7 protein-coding genes are annotated in these 23,860 nt (G+C 74.0%); 6 read left to right on the forward strand and 1 reads right to left on the reverse strand.

All coding sequences use genetic code 11. The features are described 5' to 3' along the window. Positions 1 to 18,105 (forward strand): non-ribosomal peptide synthase/polyketide synthase, encoded by an 18,105-nt coding sequence (locus ACF1BE_RS17880; RefSeq protein ID WP_392199973.1) that lies wholly within the window; start codon positions 1 to 3, stop codon positions 18,103 to 18,105. Beyond that, on the forward strand, positions 18,102 to 19,346 hold the full coding sequence (gene ccrA, locus ACF1BE_RS17885) for a crotonyl-CoA carboxylase/reductase (RefSeq protein ID WP_392199974.1): 1,245 nt from the start codon (positions 18,102 to 18,104) through the stop codon (positions 19,344 to 19,346). Before ACF1BE_RS17880 ends, ccrA begins: the two co-directional genes overlap by 4 nt. On the opposite strand, the gene ACF1BE_RS17890 is transcribed toward ccrA, so the two are convergent. Continuing rightward, entirely contained in the window at positions 19,339 to 19,620 is a 282-nt protein-coding gene (locus ACF1BE_RS17890; protein ID WP_392199975.1) for a hypothetical protein, read from the reverse strand. The two genes, ccrA and ACF1BE_RS17890, sit on opposite strands and share 8 nt — an antisense overlap. 19 nt (positions 19,621 to 19,639) lie before the next feature. Here ACF1BE_RS17890 and ACF1BE_RS17895 point away from each other — a divergent pair, with 19 nt between their 5' ends. From ACF1BE_RS17895 to rfbB, 4 genes are read left to right on the forward strand one after another with little or no spacing between them, the layout of a single operon-like run. Then, positions 19,640 to 20,857, forward strand: coding sequence for a DegT/DnrJ/EryC1/StrS family aminotransferase (locus ACF1BE_RS17895; RefSeq protein ID WP_392199976.1), 1,218 nt, complete (start codon positions 19,640 to 19,642; stop codon positions 20,855 to 20,857). A gap of 22 nt (positions 20,858 to 20,879) precedes the next feature. Next, positions 20,880 to 21,767 carry a hypothetical protein gene (locus tag ACF1BE_RS17900; RefSeq protein WP_392199977.1) on the forward strand — a complete coding sequence of 296 codons (888 nt, stop codon included), beginning with the start codon at positions 20,880 to 20,882 and terminating at the stop codon, positions 21,765 to 21,767. Then, on the forward strand, positions 21,764 to 22,831 hold the full coding sequence (locus ACF1BE_RS17905) for a glucose-1-phosphate thymidylyltransferase (protein WP_392200053.1): 1,068 nt from the start codon (positions 21,764 to 21,766) through the stop codon (positions 22,829 to 22,831). Before ACF1BE_RS17900 ends, ACF1BE_RS17905 begins: the two co-directional genes overlap by 4 nt. Beyond that, positions 22,828 to 23,811: a dTDP-glucose 4,6-dehydratase gene (gene rfbB, locus ACF1BE_RS17910; protein ID WP_392199978.1), complete on the forward strand. Its 984-nt coding sequence runs from the start codon at positions 22,828 to 22,830 to the stop codon at positions 23,809 to 23,811. The genes ACF1BE_RS17905 and rfbB overlap by 4 nt, the downstream gene beginning before the upstream one ends. Positions 23,812 to 23,860 lie beyond the last annotated feature (49 nt).

Genomic DNA, 23,860 nt, shown 5'->3' on the forward strand with positions numbered 1-23,860 from the left:
GTGACGACGCCGAACACCCGGAAGGGACGCGGCCCCTCGGTCATCGAGGAGGTGCTGCCGCTGTCACCTCTGCAAGAGGGACTCCTGTTCCACTCCCTGTACGACGACGGCGCCGGCCAGGACGCCTACACCGTCCAGCTGTCCGTCGACCTGGCCGGCCCCCTCGATGCCGCCCGGCTGCGTGCGGCCGTCACAGCCGTCCTGCGCCGGCACCCCAACCTGCGGGCCGGGTTCCGGGCGGTGCGCTCCGGCAAGCCCGTCCAGTTCGTGCCGCGCCACGTCGGCCTGCCCTGGCGCGAGGCGGACCTCGGCGGTCTGCCCGTGCAGGAGGCCGACGCCGCACTGGTCCGGCTCGCCGACGAGGAGCGTGCCGAGCGCTTCGACCTCGCCGCACCCCCGCTGCTGCGCTGCCTGCTCGTCCGCCGCGCCGACGACCTGCACCGCCTCGTCCTGACCAACCACCACATCCTGATGGACGGCTGGTCGGTCCCCGTCCTGCTGCGGGAGGTCTTCACCGCGTACGACCGGGGCGAGGGGGCCCTCGCGCCCGTCACCCCCTATCGGCGCTACCTGGAGTGGCTCGGCCGCCGCGACCGGGAGGCCGACGAGCAGGCCTGGCGCGCCGCACTGAACGGCCTGACCGAACCCACCCGCGTCTGCCCCGGCGCCGTACCCGCCGGCGAACCGCGGCTGCCGGAACGCGTCGAGACGTCCCTGCCCGCGGAGATCCGCACGGGGCTGGCCCGTCTCGCCGCCGAGCACGCCGTCACGCTGAACACCGTCGTCCAGACCACCTGGGGCGCCCTGCTGGGCCGGCTGACGGGCCGGGACGACGTGGTCTTCGGTACGACGGTCTCCGGCCGTCCGGCCGACATCCCCGGTGTCGAGACCATGATCGGCCTGTTCATCAACACGGTCCCGGTGCGCGTCCGCCTCGACGCCGGGGAGACCTGGGCCGAGGCCCTGACCCGGGTACAGGACGAGCAGTCCGCGCTCGGCGCCCACCAGCACCTGGGCCTGTCGGCCGTCCAGCGACTGGCCGGCACGGGCGACCTCTTCGACACCGCCGTCCTGGTCGAGAACTATCCCGTCGACCCGGCCACCTCCGCCCCCCTCGCATCGGGGCTGCGCCTGGTCGGCGCCAAGGGCCGCGACGCCACCCACTACCCCCTCACCCTCGTGGTGTCTCAGCGCGGCGACGACCTCCACGTCCGCCTCGACCACCGTCCCGACCTCGTCGCCCGCCCGGCGGCCGAGGCGCTGCTGGACCGCTTCGTACGGGTTCTGCGCGCCGCCGTCCTCAACCCGGACCGCCCCGTCGCCGCCACCGGGATCCTCTCCGCCGCGGAGCGCGAAGTCCTCCTGGAGGAGTGGAACGCGACCGCCACCACCCTGCCCCCGGCACTGCTGCCGGAGCGGTTCGCGCGACAGGCGGCCACGACCCCGGACGCCCCGGCCGTGGCCTGCGGCGGAGTCTCCCTCACCTATGCCCGGCTGGACGCCCGCGTGCAGGCGCTGGCCGCCGAGCTGCTGCGGCGCGGCGTGGGCCGGGGCTCGGTGGTGGCGCTCGTGCTGCCACGGTCGGTGGACGCGGTGGCGGCGATGCTCGCCGTCGTCCGCACCGGAGCCGCGTTCCTGCCGGTGGACGCCGGTTTCCCGGCGGAGCGGGTGGCGTTCGTGCTCGGGGACGCGGCGCCCACGGTGGTGCTGGCGGCCCGCGAGACGGCGTCGGCGGTGCCGCCGGAGTGTGCGGTGATGCTGGTGGAGGACGCGGAGGACGCGGAGGGCGGGGAGCCGGCCCGGGGGCCGGTCCCGATGGTGGAGGTCTCGGCCGACGATGCGGCGTATGTGCTCTATACATCCGGTTCGACCGGGCGCCCGAAGGGTGTGGTGGTCCCGCACGGCGCGCTGCGCAACTTCCTGGGCGCGATGGCGTCCCACGTCCCGCTGTCACCGGGGGACCGCTGGCTGGCGGTGACGACCTTCGGGTTCGACATCGCGCTGCTGGAGGTGTTCCTGCCGCTCGTCTCCGGTGCGACGGTGGTCCTGGCCTCCGGGGACGACGTACGCGATCCGGCCGTCCTCGGCGCACTGATCCGTAGCGAGGACGTGTCGGTGGTGCAGGCGACGCCGAGCCTGTGGCGGGCGCTGCTGGAGCAGGTGCCGCAGGCCGTCGACGGCCTGCGCGTACTCGTCGGCGGTGAGGCCCTGGACGTCTCACTGGCCGGACGGCTGGCGGCCGGGGCGGACTCGGTGCTGAACCTGTACGGGCCGACGGAGACGACGATCTGGTCGACGTCGGCCGCGGTCACGGGACCCGAGGTGACGATCGGCCGCCCGTTGGCCAACACGCGGGTGTACGTCCTCGACGGCCGCCTGCGGCCGGTGCCGCCCGGTGTGCCGGGGGAGCTGTACATCGCCGGCGACGGCGTGGCCCGCGGCTACCTCGGCCGTGCCGGGCTCACGGCGGGCCGGTTCACGGCCGACCCGTTCGGCGGACCCGGCTCGCGCATGTACCGCACGGGTGACGTGGTCCAGTGGTCGGCGGACGGCCGGCTGCTGTTCGTGGGCCGGGCCGACGACCAGGTGAAGATCCGCGGCCACCGCATCGAACTCGGCGAGGTCGAGCAGGCGCTGGCCGGTGCGGACGGCGTGGCCCGCGCGGTGGCGGTGGTCCGCGAGGACACGCCCGGTGACAAGCGGCTGGTCGGCTATGTGGTGCCGGCCGGGCCGCGGCCCGGCCTCGACGTCACGGCGGTGCGCCGCCACGTGGCGGGGCTGCTGCCGGAGTACATGGTGCCGTCGGCGGTCGTGGCGCTGGACGCCGTTCCGCTGACTCCGAACGGCAAGACCGATCGCAGGGCGCTGCCCGTTCCGGACCTGGGCGCGCGGGAGGTGCGCGAGCCGCGCAGCGCGCAGGAGGAGATCCTGTGCGGGCTGTTCGCCGAGATCCTCGGCCTCGACCGGGTGGGCATCGACGAGGACTTCTTCGAGCTGGGCGGGCACTCGCTGCTGGCGACCCGCCTGGTCTCCCGGATCCGCACGGTCCTCGGTGTGGAGGTGCCGGTCCGGGCCCTGTTCGAGGCGCCCACCGTGGCCGGCCTGGCCCGGTACGCCGACACGGCCGCGGCCGCCCGGCCCGCCCTGGTCCGCCGGGAGCGGCCGGCGGCCGTGCCGCTCTCCTTCGCCCAGCACCGCCTGTGGTTCGTCAACCGGATGGATCCGGAGGCCTCCCACTACAACATGTCGATGGCTCTGCGGCTGCGCGGCGAACTCGACGCGGACGCGCTGCGCTCGGCACTGGCCGACGTACTGGACCGGCACGAGTCCTTGCGGACGGTCTTCCCCGAACACGGCGGACAGCCGTACCAGCACGTCCTCGACCCCGCCGAGGCGGCCGCCCAGGTGCTGCGCACCGGCCGCGGCGCCGAGAACGACCTGGCCCGCGATGTCGCCGAGGCCACCCGGCAGGGCTTCGACCTGACGGCCCGCATCCCGCTGAGGGCGACGCTGCTGGCGCTCGGCCCGGACGACCACGTGCTGGTACTGGTGCTGCACCACATCGCCGGCGACGCCTGGTCGATGCGCCCCCTGGTCCGCGACCTGACGGGTGCCTACGCCGCCCGCCGTACCGGCTCCGCCCCGCAGTGGGCGCCGCTGCCCGTGCAGTACGCCGACTACGCCCTGTGGCAGCGCGACCTGTTCGGCGACGAGTCCGACCCCGACAGCCTGGCCGCACGCCAGCTGTCCTACTGGAAGGACACACTGGCCGGCCTGCCCGAGGAACTGCCGCTGCCCGCCGACCGCCCCCGCCCGGCCGTGGCCGGCCACCGCGGCGACCAGGTTCCCTTCGAACTCGACGCCCAGCTGCACCGCCGGCTGCTGACGCTGGCCGGGCAGAGCGGCGTCAGCCTCTTCATGGTGTTCCAGGCCGCGCTCGCCGCGCTGCTGACCCGGCTCGGGGCCGGCACCGACATCCCGCTCGGCACCCCGGTGGCCGGACGCACGGACGACGCCGCCGACGACCTCGTGGGCGTCTTCATCAACGAGCTGGTGCTGCGCACCGACACGTCCGGCGCCCCCACGTTCCGGCAGCTGCTGGCCCGGGTACGCGAGACCGACCTGGCCGCCTACGCCCACCAGGAGCTGCCCTTCGAGCGGATCGTGGAGGAGCTCAATCCCGAACGGTCCCTCGCCCGCCACCCGCTGTTCCAGGTGTCGCTGTCGCTGCAGAACACCGCACCGCCCGTGCCCGCCCTGCCGGGACTGACCACCGAGGTTCTCCGGCGCGACGACGACGCGGCCCGCTTCGACCTGGCCCTCCGGCTCGGTGAGACGCGGGCCGGGGACGGCACACCCGGCGGGGTGCGCGCCCAGGCCCTGTTCGCCACCGACCTGTACGACCGGCCCACCGTCGAGCGTCTGGTCACCCGGTTCGTACGACTGCTGCGCGGTGCCGTCGCCGAGCCCGACCGTTCCATCGGCGACCTGGAGATCCTCTCCGCCGAGGAGAGCGACGATCTGCTGCACACCCGCAACGACACCGCGCGCGCCCTGCCCGAGAGCACGCTGCCGCGCCTGTTCGCCCGGCAGGCCGCCCGCACCCCCGAGGCCCCGGCGGTCGCGGACGGCGCCGAGGTGCTCACCTACGCCCAGCTGGACGCCCGCAGCAACCGGCTGGCCCGGCTGCTCACCACCCGCGGCGTCGGCCCCGAGGACCTGGTCGCGCTCGCACTGCCGCGCTCGGCCACCGCTGTCGTCGCCATGCTGGCGGCCGGCAAGGCGGGCGCCGCCTACCTCCCCCTGGACACCGAACAGCCCGGCAGCCGGCTCGACTTCATCCGCGAGGACGCGGCCGCCGCCGTCCTGCTGACCACCGAGGACACCCTGGCCCGCGTGCCCGGCCTGGCCGACGGACCCGAGCGCCTCCTGGTCCTCGACGACGAGGAGGTCCGCACGGCACTGCGCCGCATGTCCTCCCAGGCACCGGACCGGGTCGGCCCTCCCTCCCCCGACCAGGCGGCCTACGTCATCTACACCTCCGGCTCCACCGGCGCCCCCAAGGGCGTCGTCGTCCCACAGCGCGCCCTCGCCGACTACGCGGCCCGCGCCGCCCGGACCTATCCCGGCCTGGCCGGACGCACGCTGCTGCACTCGTCCCTCTCCTTCGACCTCGGCCTGACCACGCTGTACGGCACGCTGCTGGCCGGCGGCTGCCTGCACGTCGGCGACCTGGACGAGCGGCTCGACGTGCCCGGCGGCCTGACCTTCCTGAAGGTCACCCCGAGCCACCTGCCGCTGCTCGACCTCATGCCGGACGTCCTGGCCCCGCAGGCCGAGCTGATGACCGGCGGCGAGGCCCTGCGCGGCGAGCAGCTCGCCGGCCGCCGCGCCGGCCGTCCCGACCTGGCGCTGATCAACCACTACGGCCCGACGGAGACCACCGTCGGCTGCCTCGACCACCGCCTCACCCACGACGGTCCTGTCGCCCCCGGTCCGGTGCCCCTGGGCCGCCCGATGTGGAACACCCGCGTCTACGTTCTGGACGCCCGGCTGCGGCCGGTCCCCGACGGCACCGTCGGGGAGCTGTACATCGCCGGACACGGCCTGGCCCGCGGCTACGCCAACCGGCCCGCCCTGACCGCCGAGCGGTTCGTCGCCGATCCCCATGGTCCGGCCGGCTCGCGGATGTACCGCACCGGCGACCGGGTCCGCTGGAACGCCGACGGCGAACTGGAGTTCGTCGGCCGTGCCGACGGCCAGGTCAAGATCCGCGGCCACCGCGTCGAACTGGGCGAGGTCGAGGCGGCGCTGCTGCGGGTGCCCGGTGTGGCGTCCGCCGCCGCGGCCCTGCGCGAGGACCGGCCCGGAGACGTGCGCCTGGCCGCCTACGTCGTCCCGCACGGCCTCGCCGGGGACGGCCCGGGAGCCGGGCTCGACGCCGAGACCGTCCGCACGCACCTCGCCGGGACCCTCGCGCCCTACCTGGTGCCGGGCGACGTCGTCGTCCTCGACGCGCTGCCGCTGACCGCCAACGGCAAGACCGACCGTGCCGCGCTGCCTGCCCCCGACACCGCACACGTTCCCACCGGGCGCGCGCCGCGTACTCCGGAGGAGGAGGTGCTGTGCGCTCTGTTCGCCGAGATCTTGGGCACCGCCCGGGTGGGAGCGGAGGACAACTTCTTCCACCTGGGCGGCCATTCGCTGCTGGCCACCCGCCTCGTCAACCGGGTGCGGACCGTCCTCGGTGTCGAACTGCCGCTGCGCACCCTGTTCGAGCGGCCCACGCCCGCCGGACTGGCCGGCCTGCTGCGCGACGCCGAGCACGCCCGGCCCGCGCTCGGGGCCGGCCCGCGCCCGGAGCACGTCCCGGTGTCCTACGCCCAGCGCAGGCTGTGGTTCCTCAACCGGATGGATCCGCACAGCCCGCTCTACAACGTGCCGGCCGTGCTCCGGCTGACCGGTCCGCTGGACCACGACGCGCTGCGCGGCGCCCTGCGTGACGTCGCCGCACGTCACGAGCCGCTGCGCACGGTCTTCCCCGCCGTGGACGGGGAGCCGGTGCAGCGCGTGCTCCGCGGCACCGGCCACCCCGATCTGCCCGTGCGGCGGGCGACCGAGGCGGACGTGCCGGGTCTGCTCGCCGAACTGACCGGCCGCGGCTTCGACCTGACGGCCGAACCCCCGCTGCGCGCCGCTCTCCTCACCCTCGGGTCCGAGACGCACCTGCTGGTGCTGGTGATGCACCACATCGCCAGCGACGCGTGGTCGTGGCGGCCGTTCGCCGCGGACCTCGGCACCGCCTACGCGGCCCGCGCCGCGGGCACCGAGCCCACCTGGAGGCCGCTGCCGGTGGGTTACCCGGACTACGCGCTGTGGCAGCGGGAGGTCTTCGGCGAGGCCGCCGCCGGAGCGGGGGAGATGGCCCGCCAGCTCGCCTTCTGGCGCGACACCCTGGAGGGCCTCCCCGAGGAGCTGCCGCTCCCCGCCGACCGGCACCGCCCGGCGGACGGACCGCACCCGGCCTCCGACGTACGATTCACCCTCGACGCCGGCCTGCACGAACGGCTCGTCGCGCTCGCCAGGGCCCACGGCGTCAGCCTCTTCATGGTCCTCCAGGCCGGTGTCGCCGCGCTGCTCGGCCGGCTCGGCTGCGGCACCGACATCCCGCTGGGCACTCCGGTGGCCGGGCGCACCGACGAGGCCCTGGACGACCTCGTCGGGTTCTTCGTCAACACCCTGGTGCTGCGCACCGACACCAGCGGCGACCCGACCTTCCGCGAACTGCTGGACCGGGTGCGGGAGACGGACCTGGCGGCCTACGCCCACCAGGACCTGCCGTTCGAGCGGCTGGTGGAGGAGCTGAACCCGGCGCGTTCCCTCGCCCGGCACCCGCTGTTCCAGGTGATGCTCACGCTGGAGCACGCGAACGGGACGGCGCTGGAGCTGCCCGGCCTCACCGCCGAGGTGGAGCGCGGCACCGCCAAGTGGGCCCGCTACGACCTCTCGTTCGGGCTCGGCGAACGCCACACCGGGACCGGAGACCCGGCCGGGGTCGACGGCGTCCTGGAGTACGCCACCGCCCTCTTCGATCCCGCCACCGCCCGCTCTCTCGCGGACCGCCTGGTGCGGCTGCTGCGCCAGGTCGCGAGCGACCCCGCCCGCCGCATCGGCGACCTCGACCTGTTCTCGGCCGAGGAGCGCCGGACGGTGCTGGAGGAGTGGAACGACTCCGGGACGGCGGTGCCGGCGGGCCTGCTGCCGCAGTGGTTCGCCGCACAGGTGGCCGCGACACCGGACGCACCCGCCGTGAAGTGCGCCGGCACCTCCTGGTCGTATGCGGAACTGGACTCTCGTGTCGATGAGTTGGCCGGCGCACTGGCACAACGCGGTGTGGGGCGCGGCGCTGTCGTGGCGCTGGTGCTGCCACGGTCCGCGGACGCTGTCGCCGCGATGCTCGCGGCGGGCCGGGTCGGTGCGGCGTTCCTGCCGGTGGACCCCGGTTTCCCGGCCGAACGGGTGGCGTTCGTCCTGACCGACGCCGCACCGGCGGTGGTGCTGGCCGCGCGGGAGACGGCGTCCGTGGTGCCGCCGGAGCACGAGGTGGTCCTCGTCGAGAACGTACGGCCGTCCGCCGGCGCCGTCCACCCGGTGGGGCTGTCACCCGAGGACGCGGCCTACGTGCTGTACACGTCCGGTTCCACCGGACGGCCGAAGGGCGTGGTGGTGCCGCACGGCGCCCTGCGCAACTTCCTGTGGGCCATGCGCCCGGTCGCCGGCCCGGCACCGGGGGAGCGGTGGCTGGCGGTGACGACCTTCGGGTTCGACATCGCGTTGCTGGAGGTGTTCGGTCCGCTGGCGGCGGGGGCGACGCTGGTGCTCGCGCCCCGCGAGACGGTGCGGGACCCGCGGGCACTGGCCGAGCTGGCACGGTCCGAGGCCGTGACGGTGATGCAGGCGACGCCGAGCCTGTGGCGGGCGCTGCTGGAGCAGGCGCCGCAGGCCGTCGCGGGCCTGCGGGTGCTGGTCGGCGGCGAGGCCCTGGACCCGGCCCTGGCACAGGACCTGGCCGTGTCGGCGGCGTCGGTGGTGAACCTGTACGGGCCGACGGAGACGACGATCTGGTCGACGTCGGCCGCGGTGACGGGTCCCGAGGTGTCGATCGGCCGTCCGCTGGCGAACACGCGGGTGTACGTCCTGGACGCCGGCCTGCGGCCGGTGCCGCCCGGTGTCGCCGGGGAGTTGTACGTCGCCGGTGACGGGGTGGCGCGCGGCTATCTGGGCCGGGCCGGCCTGACCGCGGGCAGGTTCGTGGCGGATCCGTACGGTGGCCCGGGCACCCGGATGTACCGCACGGGTGACGTCGTGCGGTGGTCGGCGGACGGCCGGCTGCTGTTCGTGGGCCGGGCCGACGACCAGGTGAAGATCCGCGGCCACCGCATCGAACTCGGCGAGGTCGAGGCCTACTTGCGGTCCCGCCCGGGGGTGTCCGCGGCCGTCGCCGCGGTGCTGCCCGGACCCGACGGGGTACCCAGGCTGATCGGCTACGTGGTCGGCACCGAGGACCCGGCCGCCGTCCGCGCCGCGCTGGCCTCGGCACTGCCGGAGTACATGGTGCCGTCGGCGGTCGTGGCGCTGGACGCCGTTCCGCTGACTCCGAACGGCAAGACCGATCGCAGGGCGCTGCCCGTTCCGGACCTGGGCGCGCGGGAGGTGCGCGAGCCGCGCAGCGCGCAGGAGGAGATCCTGTGCGGGCTGTTCGCCGAGATCCTCGGCCTCGACCGGGTGGGCATCGACGAGGACTTCTTCGAGCTGGGCGGGCACTCGCTGCTGGCGACCCGCCTGGTCTCCCGGATCCGCACGGTCCTCGGTGTGGAGGTGCCGGTCCGGGCCCTGTTCGAGGCGCCCACCGTGGCCGGCCTGGCCCGGTACGCCGACACGGCCGCGGCCGCCCGGCCCGCCCTGGTCCGCCGGGAGCGGCCGGCGGCCGTGCCGCTCTCCTTCGCCCAGCACCGCCTGTGGATGGTCAACGCCATCGAGGAGGCCGGCGCGCTGTACAACCTGCCGCTCGCCACCCGGCTGCGGGGCACACTCGACGCGGAAGCGCTGCGGGCCGCCCTGGCCGACGTGGTGGCCCGCCACGAGGTGCTGCGCACGCTCTACACCGAGCGGGGCGGCCTGCCGCACCAGCGCGTCCTGGACCCCGCCGAGGCATGCCCGGACCTGCGGGTGGTGACCGTCTCCGAATCCGCGCTGGACGGTGCGGTGGCGGCCGCCGTGCGGCACGAGTTCCGGCTCGACGCCGAACTCCCGCTGCGGGCGACGCTGCTGGCGCTCGGCCCGGACGACCACGTGCTGGTGCTGGTGCTGCACCACATCGCCGGCGACGCCTGGTCGATGCGCCCGCTGGCCCGCGACCTCGCCGAGGCCTACGCCGCCCGCCGCTCCGGCTCCGCCCCGCAGTGGGCGCCGCTGCCCGTGCAGTACGCCGACTACGCCCTGTGGCAGCGTGACCTGCTCGGTGACGTGCGCGACCCGCACAGCGAGGCGGCCCGGCAGGCCGCCTACTGGAAGGACGCCCTCGCCGGTCTGCCCGACGCGCTGGAGCTGCCCGCCGCCCGAACCCGCCCGGCCGAGGCGAGCCACCGCGGCTCACTCGTCCCCTTCGAGGTGGACGGCCCACTGCACCAGGAACTGCTCGCCCTGGCCAGGTCCGGCCGGGTCACCCTCTTCATGGTGCTCCAGGCCGCGCTCGCCGCACTCCTCACCCGGTGCGGTGCCGGCACCGACATCCCGGTCGGCACCCCGGTGGCCGGACGCACCGACGCGGCCGCCGACGATCTGGTCGGGTTCTTCGTGAACACCCTGGTGCTGCGCACCGACACCAGCGGCGACCCGACCTTCCGCGAACTGCTGGACCGGGTGCGGGAGACCGACCTGGCGGCCTACGCCCACCAGGACCTGCCGTTCGAACAACTGGTGCGGCAGCTGGGCGTCGAACGCTCCCTGGCCCGGCACCCGCTGTTCCAGGTGATGCTCGTACTGGACGCCTTCCAGCGCGACGGCGCCACCCTGGACGGTCTCACCGCCGGCGGCGTCGCCCGCCCGGACACCGGGGAGCACGGCACCGCCAAGTTCGACCTGTCCCTGCGCGTCACGGAACACAGGGGACCCGACGGCGAGCCGGCCGGCCTCACCGGAACGCTCGCCTACGCGACCGACCTCTTCGACCGCCCGACGGCACAGGCGATGACGGCGCGCTTCACCCGACTGCTCAAGGAGGTGGCCGCCGCCCCGCACCGGGCCCTCGGCGACCTCGACATCCCCACGCTGGAGAAGGACTTGGAGACTGCACCCTACGGCGGCCCGGCAGCGGGCCCTGGCGGCCTGATACCCCGGATGATCGAGGAACAGGCGGCCCGCACGCCCGACGCGCCCGCCGTGTCCGGCGTGGGCGGCACGTTGACGTACGCCGAGCTGAACGAGCGCGCCAACCGGCTCGCCCGGCTGCTGGTCCGGCAGGGGGCCGGACCCGAGCGGATCGTGGCACTCATGGTGCCGCGCTCGCCCGACATGGTCGTCGCGGTCCTGGCCGTACTGAAGTCCGGCGCCGCCTACCTGCCGCTCGACAGCGAGTACCCCGCCGACCGGATCGCGTACATGCTCGACGACGCGGCACCGGCTCTGGCACTGACCACCACCGCCGTCCAGGACCGGCTTCCGACCGCGCCGGCAGCGACCCGGATCGTCCTCGACGAGCCCGCCACCCGGGCCACGCTGGCCGGTCTCGCGGCCGACGACCTCACGCACGCCGACCGCACCGCACCACTCACGGCGCGCACGCCCGCCTACGTCATCTACACCTCCGGCTCCACCGGCCGGCCCAAGGGCGTCGTGGTCGAGCACCGGGGCGTTCCCAACCTGGTCCGAGCCCGGATCGAGCCGTACGCCATGGGCCCCGGCAGCCGGGTGCTCCAGTTCGCCTCGCTCAGCTTCGACGCCGCGCTCTCGGAGATCTGCACTCCCCTGGCCTGCGGCGCGTGCCTGGTGCTGGGGCCGGCCGACATGCTCGACCAGGTCGCCGAACTGCCCGAGCTGATCCGCGCCCAGGGCGTCACCCACGCCACCCTGCCCCCCGCCGTGCTGGCGCGGCTGCCCGAGGACGCCCTGCCCTCGGTCCGCACCCTGGTGATCGCCGGGGAGGCCCCGCCGGAGGGCCTGGTCGCCCGGTGGGCCACCGGCCGCCGGATGTTCAACTGCTACGGCCCGACCGAGACCACCGTGTCCTGCACCATGGCCGGTCCGCTCCCGGCCCGGCCCGGCATTCCGCCGATCGGCGGACCGCTGCCCAACCTGCGCGTCCACGTCCTCGACGACCGCCTCACGCCGGTGGCCGACGGCGAACCGGGCGAGCTGTACGTGGCGGGGGCCGGTGTGGCCCGCGGCTACCTCGGCCGGCCCGCGCTGACCGGCGAGCGGTTCGTCGCGGATCCGTTCGGCCCTGCGGGCACCCGGATGTACCGCACGGGCGATGTGGTGCGGCGCCGCGCCGACGGAGCGCTGGAATTCGTCGGCCGCGCCGACGGCCAGGTCAAGATCAGGGGCCTGCGCGTCGAACTCGGCGAGGTGGAGGCGGCCCTCGCCGCCTGCCCCGGTGTGGGGCAGGCGGTGGCCGCGGTCCGCGAGGACGAGCCCGGCCGCCCGCGCCTGGTCGGCTACCTCGCCGCGGCCCCCGGCGCCGGCCTGGACACCACCGCCGTACGAGCCGGGCTCGCCGAGGCGCTGCCCGAGTACATGGTGCCGTCGGCGCTCGTCGTCCTCGACCGGCTCCCGTTGACCGTCAACGGCAAGATCGACCGGGCGGCGCTGCCCGCTCCGGCCGCCTCCGCCGGGCCCGCCGGCACCGACAACGCCCCGCGCACCGCCCGCGAGGAACTGCTGTGCCGGATCGTGGCAGAGGTACTGGGCCTGCCCCGTGTGGGCACGCGGGACAACTTCTTCGCGCTGGGCGGTGACAGCATCACCGCCCTCCAGGTCGCCAGCCGGGCCCGCGAGGGCGGCCTCGCCGTCTCCCCGCGCGACATGTTCCGCCACCAGAGCGTCGCCGAACTCGCCGCAGCGGCCGCCGAGACCCGCCCCGGCCGTACCGCCCCCGCCGACGACGGTGTCGGCCCCGTGCCGGCGACCCCGGTCGTGCGCTGGCTGGCGCAGCGGCGCGGCCCCATCGCCGGACTGAACCAGTCGGTGCTGCTGCGGGTCCCGAGCCTCGGCCACGAGGCCCTCACCGGCGCGCTGCAGTCGGTCGTCGACCACCACGACGCGCTGCGCATGCGCCTGTCGGGTTCCGCGGCCTCCGTCACCTGGGGACTCACCGTCCGTCCGGCCGGTGATGTGCCCGCCGCCGACCGCATCACCCGCGTCGATGTGAGCGCCCTTCCCGACGACCCGGCCGACCCCGCACTGACCGCCCTGGTCACCGAACAGGGCGAGGCCGCCCGCCGCCGCCTGGACCCCGAGAACGGCGTGCTGTTCGAGGCCGTCTGGTTCGACGGCGGCACGGACCGGACGGGCTGGCTGCTCCTGGTCGTCCACCACCTGGCCGTCGACGGTGTGTCCTGGCGGATCCTGGTGCCCGACCTGGTCGCCGCCTGGCAGGCCACGGCCGCCGGGCAGGTCCCGAGTCTGGCCCCGGTCGGGACCTCCCCGCGGCGCTGGGCCCAGTTGCTGCTGGCCGAGGCCCAGACCCCCGAGCGGGCCGCCGAACTCGACCTGTGGACCGGCATCCTGGAGGAGCCCGACCCCCGGATCGGGGCCGACGCCCTCCGGGCCGCCCGCGACACCCGCGCCACCGCGGAGCACCTCGCGGTCCGGCTGCCCGCGGCGACCACCAGCGCCCTGCTCACGGCCGTACCGGACCGCTTCCAGGCCCGGATCGACGACGTGCTGCTCACCGGATTCGCCCTCGCCGCGGCCCGCTGGCGGGAGCGCAACGGCTGGGGCGGCGGATCCTCGGTCCTCGTCGACGTCGAAACCCACGGCCGTGAGGACATCGCCGACGACGCCGACCTGTCGCGCACGGTCGGCTGGTTCACCGCCATCCACCCGCTGCGCCTCGATCCCGGCACCGGCGAACGGGTCCGGCAGCACGGCCCGGCCGCCGCGCTGAAGCGGATCAAGGAGCAGATCCGTGCCGTGCCCGACAACGGCCTCGGTTACGGGTTGCTGCGCTACCTCAACCCGGACACGGCCGGCCTGCTCGCCGCCCGCCCCGCCCCCCAGATCGGCTTCAACTACCTGGGCCGCGTCAACGCCACGACCCTCGGCGAAGGCACCCCGGGCGGCGCCGGCTGGTCCGGGGAACCGCGGATGGACACCCGGGTCGTGCCGTCCGACGCCGGGCTGCCGTTCGCGCACCCGCTGGAGATCAGCGCCGTCACCCGCGAGACCGCCGAAGGGCCCCGACTGGACGTCACGTTCTCGTGGCCCGGTGCCCTGTTCACCGAGGACCAGGTCCGGCAGCTCGCCGACGACTGGTTCCGGGCCCTGGGCGAGCTGGCCGCGGCGGCCGAACGCCCGGACGCCGGCGGTCTCACCCCGTCCGACCTGCCGCTGGTCTCCCTCACCCAGCCCGAGATCGACGCCCTGGAGGCCGCACCGGGCGGTGTCGAGGACGTACTGCCGCTGTCCCCGCTCCAGGAGGGCCTGCTCTTCCACACCCTCTACGCCGATTCCGGGCCCGACGTGTACGCGATGCAGCTCAGCGTCGACCTGGAAGGGCCGCTGGACGCCATGGCGCTGCGCACCGCTGGACAGGCACTGCTGGAACGCCATCCCAACCTGCGGGCCCGCTTCCACCACCGGGTCGACGGCAGCCCCGTCCAGGTCATCACACGCCACGCGGAGCTGCCGTTCGAGGAGGCCGACCTGACCGGCCTCGACGAGGCGGCCCGGGAGGCCGAGCTGACCCGGCTCACCGACGCGGCCCGCGACCGCCGCTTCGACCTGGCCACGGCCCCGCTGGTGCGGTTCCTGCTGATCCGGCTGGCCGAGGAGCGGCACCGGCTGGTCATCCTCAAGCACCACATCGTGCTCGACGGCTGGTCCATGCCGCTGTTCCTGCGCGACCTGGTCGCCCTCTACCACGGTGAACAGGCCGCCCTGCCGCCGGTCGTGCCCTACCGCGACTACTTCGTGTGGCTGGCCGGGCAGGACCGGGCGGCCACCGAGGAGGCCTGGCGCCGCGCGCTCGACGGGCTGAGCGAGCCGTCCCTGCTGGCCCCCGCCGCATCCGGGGCCCCCACGCGCATGCCTCAGGAGGTGGGCCGGGCACTGCCCACCGGGACCACCGCGGCGCTCCAGGCCTACGCGGCGGAGAACGCGGTCACCCTCAACACGGTGCTCCAGGGGGCCTGGGCGGTGCTGCTCGGCCGGCTGCTCGGCCGCGACGACGTGGTGTTCGGCGCCACCGTCTCCGGCCGCCCCCCGGAGCTGCCCGGTATCGAGTCCATCGTCGGTCTGTTCATCAACACCCTGCCGGTCCGGGTACGCCTGGACCCGGCCGAGGACTGGGGGACGCTGCTCACCAGGCTGCAGGACGAACAGTCCGCGCTCTCCGCGCACCACCACGTCGGACTCGCCGACATCCAGCGGCTGACCGGAGCCGGCGGAGACCTCTTCGACACCCTCGTCGTCTACGAGAACTTCCCGACGGCCTCCGGCAGCGGACGCCAGGGCGCCTTGCGCGCCACGGCCGTGGAGGGACGCGCCGCCGCCCACTACCCGCTGGCCCTGATCGCATCCCTGGGCGACGGCCGCCTCCGGCTGCGCCTCGACCACCGGCCCGAACTGTTCGACACCCGCACGGTGGAGACGCTGCTGGACCGGCTCGTCCACGTCCTGGAGGGCATCACCGCCGCGCCGCGGCAGCCGATCGCCACCGTGGACATCGCCTCCGCGGACGAGCGCAGGCAGCTGATCGAGGGCTGGAACGGCGGCCCGCTCGACGTCCCCGCCGACCCGCCGACCATGACCCGCCGTTTCGCGCAGGCACTCGCCCAGGGCCCCGACGACATCGCCGTCCGGCTCGGCGACACCCGCCTGACCTACCGCCAGCTCGACGAGCGCGCCAACCGGACGGCCCGCCGGCTCATCGAGCTGGGGGTGCGTCCCGAGACCCGGGTCGGAGTGCTGCTCGACCGTTCGGTCGACCTGATCGTCAGCGTGCTGGCCGTGCTCAAGACGAGCGCCGTGTACGTCCCGCTGGAGCCCACCTACCCCGACGAGCGGGTACGGCTGCTGCTCGACGAGACCCGCTCCCCGGTCCTGCTGACCGACAGCGGGCGGGCCGGCCACTGGACGGACCGGCTCGCCGGGCGGGTCACGGTGGTCGCCGCCGACACCGACCCCGGCATCCCCGGCCAGCCGGGCACCGAGCCGGACGTCACCGTGCTGCCCGACCAACTCGCCTACGTCATCTATACCTCCGGTTCCACCGGCACCCCCAAGGGGGTCGCGGTCAGCCACCGCGCCGTCGTCGAACTCGCCGCCGACCACTGGTGGCGCCTGGACGCGACGCAGCGCGTGCTGTTCCACTCCCCGCACGCCTGGGACGTGTCCACCCTCGAATGGTGGATGCCGCTGCTGAATCACGGTGAGGTGGTCATCGCCCCGCCCGGCAAGGTGGACCTGGAGGCCATCGCGGCGCTCGTCGTGGAGGAGGGCATCACCGGGCTGTGGGCCTCCGGTGGCCTGTTCCGGCTGCTCGCCGAGACCCACCCCGAGTGCTTCCGCGGCCTCGCCGAGGTCCGCACCGGCGGCGACGTGGTCCCGGCCTACGCGGTCCGCAGGGCGCTGGACGCCTGCGCCGGCACGGACACCGTGGTCACCGCCGGCTACGGCCCCACGGAGACCACCGTGTTCTCCACCCGGCACTCCATGCGCCCCGGTGACGAGGTGCCGGAGAGCGTGCCCATCGGCGCGGCCATCGACGGCACCCGGGCCTACGTCCTCAGCCCCGGGCTGCGGCCCCAGCCGGTCGGCGTGGTCGGTGAGTTGTACCTCGCCGGGTCCGGAGTGGCCCGAGGCTACGAGAACAATCCGGGCATGACCGCCGAGCGGTTCGTCGCCGACCCCTACGGCGAGCCCGGCACCCGGATGTACCGCACCGGGGACCTGGTCCGCCGGCGCGCCGACGGGCTGATGGAGTTCGTCGGCCGGACCGACGAGCAGGTCAAGCTGCGCGGCTTCCGGGTCGAGCTGCGGGAGGTCGAGGTGGCGCTCAGCGCCTACCCCGGCATCGGCCAGGCCGTCGCCCTGGTCCGCGAGGACCGCCCCGGTGACAAGCGCCTCGTCGGCTACGTGGTGCCCGACGCCGGCGCCCCCGCACCCGATCTGAACGCGCTCCAGGCCCACCTGGCGGAGAAACTGCCGGAGTTCATGGTGCCTTCCGCGCTGGTCGTCCTCGACGCCCTGCCGCTGACCTCGCACACCAAGCTGGACCGCAAGGCCCTGCCCGCGCCGGAGCAACAGCGCACCACCTCGGCCGGCGGCCCGCGCAGCCCCCAGGAGACGGTGCTGTGCGAGCTGTTCGCGGACGCCCTCGGCGTGCCCGGCCTCGGTATCGACGACGACTTCTTCCTGCTCGGCGGCAACTCGCTGCTCGCCGCCTCCCTCGTCAGCCGCATCCGCTCGGCGCTCGGCTGCGAGCTGAGCATCCAGGCGCTGTTCACCTCGCCCACCGTGCGCGGGCTGGCCGAGCGATTGACGGGCGGCGCCGGACCCGACGCGCACAACGGACTGGACGTGCTGCTGCCGCTGCGCGCCAGGGGAAGCGGGCCCGCCCTGTTCTGCTTCCACGCCGGTGGCGGCCTGAGCTGGCGGTACGCGGGACTGCTGCGCCACCTGCCCGCATCCGTGCCGGTGTACGGCGTGCAGGCCAGGGCGTTCTCCGCGCCCGGCCACCGGCCCGGCAGCATCGAGGAGATCGCCGAGCATTTCACCGAGCGGATCCGCGCCGCCCAGCCCGAGGGCCCCTACCACCTGCTGGGCTGGTCCTTCGGCGGCCTGGTCGCCCAGGCGGTGGCGACCCGGCTCCAGGCGGACGGAGCCGAGGTCGGTCTGGTCGTCGTCCTCGACTCGTTCCCCGTCTCCTCCGCGGTGAGCGTGTCCGCCGCACCGCCGTCCGGGGAGCGGAACCTGATGGCGGGCCTGCTCGAGGCGACCGGCCTCGGCGACCGGCTGCCCGCCGGGGCCGAGCCGGACGAGGAGACGGTCGCGGGGGTGCTGCGCGCCCAGGGCAACCCGCTCACCGACCTGCTGGCCGACCACCTGGCCACGGTGGCACAGACCTTCCAGGACAACGTGGAACTGCGCCGGGCCTTCACCCCGAAGGTCTTCCGCGGCGACGTGCTGCTTCTCGCCGCCGGCGAGGGCGGCCCCGGCGCCCAGGAGGGGGCGCGACGCTGGCAGCCCTACGTGGACGGCCGCGTGGACGCCCGCACCGTCGCCGCCCGGCACGAACAGATGCTGCTGTCCGGTCCGATCGCCGAGGTCGGCCGCATGGTCACCGAGCAGCTGGAAGCCCTCGGCGAGAAGGAGGGGCGATGACCCGCGACATCTACGAGATCGGCACGATGCCTCCGCTGGGCGAGGTGCCGAGCCACATGCACGCGGCCGTGATCCGGCCGGACCGGTACGGCGAGCCACGGCAGGCGATCCGGGTCGAACCGATCGAGGTACCACCGGTGGGCCGCGGCCAGGTCCTCGTCATGGTGATGGCGGCCGGGGTCAACTACAACGGCGTGTGGGCCGGCCTCGGCACCCCCGCCGACGTGATCGCCGCCCGCCGCAGGAAGGGAGACCCGCACGACTTCCACATCGCCGGCTCCGAGGGTGCCGGCGTGGTGTGGGCGGTCGGTGAGGGCGCCACCCAGTACAAGGTCGGCGACCAGGTGATCATCGCCGGAGTGCAGTGGGACGAGTCGGCCCCGGACATCCGCATGGGAACCGACCCCACCGCCTCCAGGTCCCAGAAGGCCTGGGGCTACGAACTCAACTTCGGCTCGTTCGCCCAGTTCACGGTCGTCGACGAGTACCAGGTGCACCCCAAGCCGCCGCACCTGACCTGGGAGCAGGCCGGCTGCTTCCTCGGCGGCGGCTCGACCTCGTACCGGATGCTCACCGGCTGGTCCCCGCACCACGTGCAGCCGGGCGACCCCGTCCTGATCTGGGGCGGATCCGGCGGCCTGGGCTCCATGGCGATCCAGATCACCGACTATTTCGGGGGTATCCCGATCGCCGTCGTCTCCGATGACGACAAGGCCGAGCACTGCCTTCGGCTCGGGGCCCGCGGGGTCATCAACCGCCATGACTTCGACCACTGGGGCCGGCTGCCCGACGCGTCCGACACCGAGGCGTACGCCAGCTGGCAGTCGGGGGCCCGCGCCTTCGGTCGCCGGATCTGGGACGTCCTCGGCGAACGCAGGTCGCCCCGCATCGTCCTGGAACACCCGGGCCGCGACACCCTGGCCACTTCGGTCTACGTCTGCGACCACGCCGGCATGGTGGTCACCTGCGCCGGCACCAGCGGCTACAACGGCGACATCGACCTGCGGTTCCTGTGGATGTTCCAGAAGCGCCTGCAGGGCTCGCACGCCGCCAACGTGCGCGAGACCCGGGCGGCCATCAACCTGGTCGCCTCGGGCCGGGTCGACCCGTGTCTGAGCCTCACCCTGCCGTTCGACGAGATCGCCGACGCGCACCAGCTCGTCTACGAGAACCGGCACCCGGCCGGCAACACGGCAGTCCTGGTCAACGCTCCCGGACCCGGGCTGACGTCGCTCACCTGACCATCCCGAGCATCGTCCGGCCCCCGGCCGCGCGGGGGCAGTTGGGTGTCGAGGCGGCGTCCAGCTCCCCCGTGCGGCCCTCTTCTAGTGTGACGGCGATCCGAGCGACGAACGGACGGCGGCCCCACGACCTGACCATCGGCGCCCTCGCCGAAGCCGCCGGGACCGCCACCACCGGCCCGGCGTCGTGCGCACCGTCGCCCGGATCGCCGCCCCGGTGCACGAGGAGGACGGCGCCCGCCCTGCCGTCCGGGTTCTGGAACGGGTCCATCACGAGCAGACAGGAGCACGCCGTGCCGCTTACCACGCATGACGGCATCGCGAACGCGGTCACCCAGGAGCGGCCCGCCACGGCCCGCCACGGCGAACGCCCCGCCTTCGACCGGCCACTGCAGGTCGGCACCCCCAACATCCCCGACCGCGGGCGGCTGTTCCAGCGCATCTCACAAGCCCTCGACCGGGGCTGGCTGACCAACAACGGCCCACTGGTACGCGAGTTCGAGGACCGGCTCACCCGGCTCACCGGAGCCGCGCACGTCCTGGCCACCGGTAACGGCACCTCCGCCCTGGAGGTCCTGGTCCGGGCCCGCGGCCTGACCGGTGAGGTGATCGTGCCGTCCTTCACCTACGTCGCCACCGCGCACGCCCTCCAGTGGCAGGGCCTCACCCCGGTCTTCGCCGACATCGACCCGCACACCGGCACCCTGGACCCCGCCCATGTGCGCGAGCTGATCACGGAGCGCACCAGCGGCATCGTCGGCGTCCACCTGTGGGGGCGGATCTGCCGCGTCGACGAACTGAGGGCGATCGCCGACGAGCACGGGCTGGCCCTGCTCTACGACGGCGCGCACGCCCTGGGCTGCGAGCTGGACGGTCGCCCGGTCGGCGGTTTCGGCGACGGTGAGATCCTCAGCTTCCACGCGACCAAGTTCATCAACGCGTTCGAGGGCGGAGCCGTCCTCACGAACGACCCCGAACTCGCCGAACGCGTCGGCCGCATGCGCAACTTCGGGTTCGGGCCCGGCCGGGAGGTCGTCACCTTCGGCACCAACGCCAAGATGAACGAGATCTCCGCGGCCATGGGCCTGACCGCCCTGGAGCACATCGACGAGATCACCGCGGCGAACACCCTGCGGTACGAGCGCTACCGGGCGGGGCTGCTGGGCGTGCCCGGCCTCAGGCTGCGCGGCCCCGGCCCGGGGGAGCGCAGCAACCACCAGTACGTCGTCGTCGAGATCGACGCCGCCGTCACCGGAGTCCACCGCGACCGGCTGCTCTCCGCGCTCCACGAGGAGAACGTCTTCGCCCAGAGGTATTTCCACCCGGGCTGCCACCGCATGGGCCCCTACGCGCAGCGGGCCGGTGTCCACACCCCGCTGCCGCTGCCCGGCACCGAGGCACTGGCCGAACGCGTCCTGGTCCTGCCGTCCGGGCCGGCCCTCGCCCCGCACGACGTGGACCGCGTGTGCGAGCTCGTACGACAGGTGCTCGAGGCAGCGCCGGCGCACTGACAACCAAGGAGAAGGACACCCCATGGACATCACCACCGAAGTCGCGGGCGGCGCCCGCACCGAGCCGGTCACCAGCCGCCGGCTCACCGGCTTCAGCGGCGACCCCGACTACTTCCGCTTCAAGGAGTACCGGACCTTCGAGCCGCAGGCCGTCATCGACGTCCTGCGCGGCAGGAGCGCGGGCGTCGTGTTCCGCGGCGTGGTCGAGCCGGAGATCTGCACGGAGCTGTCGGCACGCTTCTGGGACAGCGGGGACCGCGAGCGGCGCACCGCCGTCGCACCCAGCTACTACCTGGGCACCTACCACTTCCACAAGACGACCGAGGAGTACCTCGACGAGTCCGAGCGGACGGCGCCGGCGCTGGAGAAGGTGCTCGGCATCCGGCGCGACCCCCTGACCGAGTTCTACGACGGCCTCGCCGGAGCCCTCGCACGGGAGGACGTCACGGTGCGCCGCGCCGGGCACGGGGGCCGCCAGGCGTGCCGCGGCCTGCTGCGCTCATGGCACGGTGCCGGCGACTACACCCTCGACCCGCACGAGGACGGCTCCCAGTGCACCGACCCCCGGCAGGCGGACTTCGAGATCCAGCGGGTGCTCGACCACCACGTCTGCGCGCTCAACATATGCCTGGAGAACGGCGACGGCGGCCGGCTGGCGCTGTGGAACATCCGGCCGGACGAGGCCAGCAGGCGCCGCCTCGGCCTGGAGCACACCGGCTCCCCGTACCCCATGGAGACCCTCGACGGCATCGAGTGCCAGTGGCTCGAGATCGGTGCCGGGGACATCTACGTCTTCAACGGTGCCCACATCCACGCCGTGGAGCCGAACACCAGCGCCGACAGCCGCCGTACGACGCTGGCGGGCATCTTCGGCTTCGTGGACAGCGACACGGTCGTGTCGTGGACATGAAAGCCCTGGTCCTGGCGGGCGGTACCGGCAGCCGACTGCGGCCCATCACCCACACCTCGGCGAAGCAACTGGTGCCCGTCGCCAACAAGCCCGTCCTCTTCTATGTGCTGGAGGCCATCGCGGAGGCCGGCATCAGGGATGTCGGCATGGTCGTCGGCGACACGGCGGACGAGATCCGCGCGGCCGTCGACGGCGGCGGGTTCGACGGCCTGCGCATCACCTACCTCCCCCAGGAAGCGCCGCTCGGCCTCGCCCACGCGGTGCGCATCGCCCGGGACTTCCTCGGCGACGACGACTTCGTGATGTACCTCGGCGACAACTTCATCGTCGGCGGCATCACCGGACTCGTCGACGAGTTCCGTGCCAAAGGGCCCGACGCGCAGATCCTGCTCACCCGGGTGTCCGACCCCACCGCCTTCGGCGTCGCCGAACTCGACGAGCGCGGCAGCGTGGTGAACCTCGTGGAGAAACCCGCCTTCCCCAAGAGCGATCTCGCCCTGGTCGGCGTCTACCTCTTCACTCCGGCGATCCACGAAGCGGTCGCGGCCATCACCCCGTCGGGCCGCGGGGAACTGGAGATCACCGATGCCATCCAGTGGCTGATCGACCGGCAGCGCGACGTGCGTTCCACCACGATCTCCGGTTACTGGAAGGACACCGGCAACGTCGGCGACATGCTGGAGGTCAACCGCACCGTCCTCGAATCCATCGAACCGCTCATCGCCGGCGACGTCGACGACGCCACCGAGATCGTCGGCCGGGTGCGGATCGCGCACGGGGCGAAGGTCCGCGGCTCCCGGATCGTCGGTCCGGTGGTCATCGCGTCCGGCGTGGAGGTCAGCGGTTCCTACGTGGGCCCCTTCACGTCGATCTCCGAGGACTGCCGCATCGAGGACAGCGAGATCGAGTTCTCCATCGTGCTGTCCGGCTCCTCCATCACCGGGGTACGCCGTGTCGAGGCGTCCCTGATCGGCCGGAACGTGGAGGTCACCCCGGCACCCCGGGCCCCCGCGGCACACCGGCTCGTCCTAGGCGACCACAGCAAGGTACAGATATCGCGATGACGACCAGGATCCTCGTGACCGGCGGAGCCGGCTTCATCGGTTCCCACTACGTACGGACACTGCTCGGCCCCGAGGGCCCGGGCGACGTCCACCTCACCGTGCTGGACGCCCTGACCTACGCCGGGAACCCGGCGAACCTCGACCCGGTCAGGGACGACCCCCGGTTCGCGTTCGTGCACGGCGACATCTGCGACGCCGCACTCGTCCAGTCGCTGACGGCCCGCAGTGACCAGGTGGTGCACTTCGCGGCCGAGTCCCACGTGGACCGCTCGATCCTGGGCGCGGCGGCCTTCCTGCGCACCAACGCGCTCGGCACCCAGACCCTGCTCGACGCGGCCCTGCGCACCGGTCTCGGCACCTTCGTGCACATCTCGACCGACGAGGTGTACGGCTCGGTGCCGACGGGCTCCACCCCGGAGACCGCGCCGCTGCTGCCCAACTCCCCGTACGCGGCGTCGAAGGCCGCCGGCGACCTGGTCGCCCTGTCGTACCACCGCACCCACGGCATGGACGTCCGGGTCACGCGCTGCTCCAACAACTACGGGCACCACCACTTCCCGGAGAAGCTCGTCCCGCGCTTCGTCACCACGCTCCTGGACGGCGGCACGGTGCCGTTGTTCGGCGACGGTGAGCACGTACGGGACTGGCTGCACGTCGACGACCACGTCCGGGGCATCGAGCTGGTGCGCACCGGTGGCCGGCCCGGCCGTGTCTACAACATCGGGGGCGGCACCGAGCTCACCAACAAGGAGCTCACCGGGCTGCTGCTGGAGGCCTGCGGCGCCGGCTGGGACCGCGTCGATCACGTCGAGGACCGCAAGGGTCATGACCGGCGCTACTCGGTCGACTGGAGCCGGATCCGCGACGAGCTGGGCTACCGGCCCCGGAAGCACTTCCCGACCGGTCTGGCGGAGACCGTCCGCTGGTACCGCGACAACCGCGACTGGTGGGAGCCCCTGCTCTCACGGGCGGCCCTGTGACCGAAGCCGCGCCCGGCCGCGGCGGGACGGCGAGGAGACGGCCGCCCAC

This window comes from Streptomyces sp. NPDC014991, assembly GCF_043080665.1.
Taxonomy (GTDB): Bacteria; Actinomycetota; Actinomycetes; order Streptomycetales; family Streptomycetaceae; genus Streptomyces.

Coding starts and splice junctions, on each gene's coding strand:
- ACF1BE_RS17905 (WP_392200053.1), top strand. CDS start 21,764: ATGAAAGCCCTGGTCCTGGCGGGCGGTACCGGCAGCCGACTGCGGCCC.
- ACF1BE_RS17900 (WP_392199977.1), top strand. CDS start 20,880: ATGGACATCACCACCGAAGTCGCGGGCGGCGCCCGCACCGAGCCGGTC.
- ccrA (WP_392199974.1), top strand. CDS start 18,102: ATGACCCGCGACATCTACGAGATCGGCACGATGCCTCCGCTGGGCGAG.
- rfbB (WP_392199978.1), top strand. CDS start 22,828: ATGACGACCAGGATCCTCGTGACCGGCGGAGCCGGCTTCATCGGTTCC.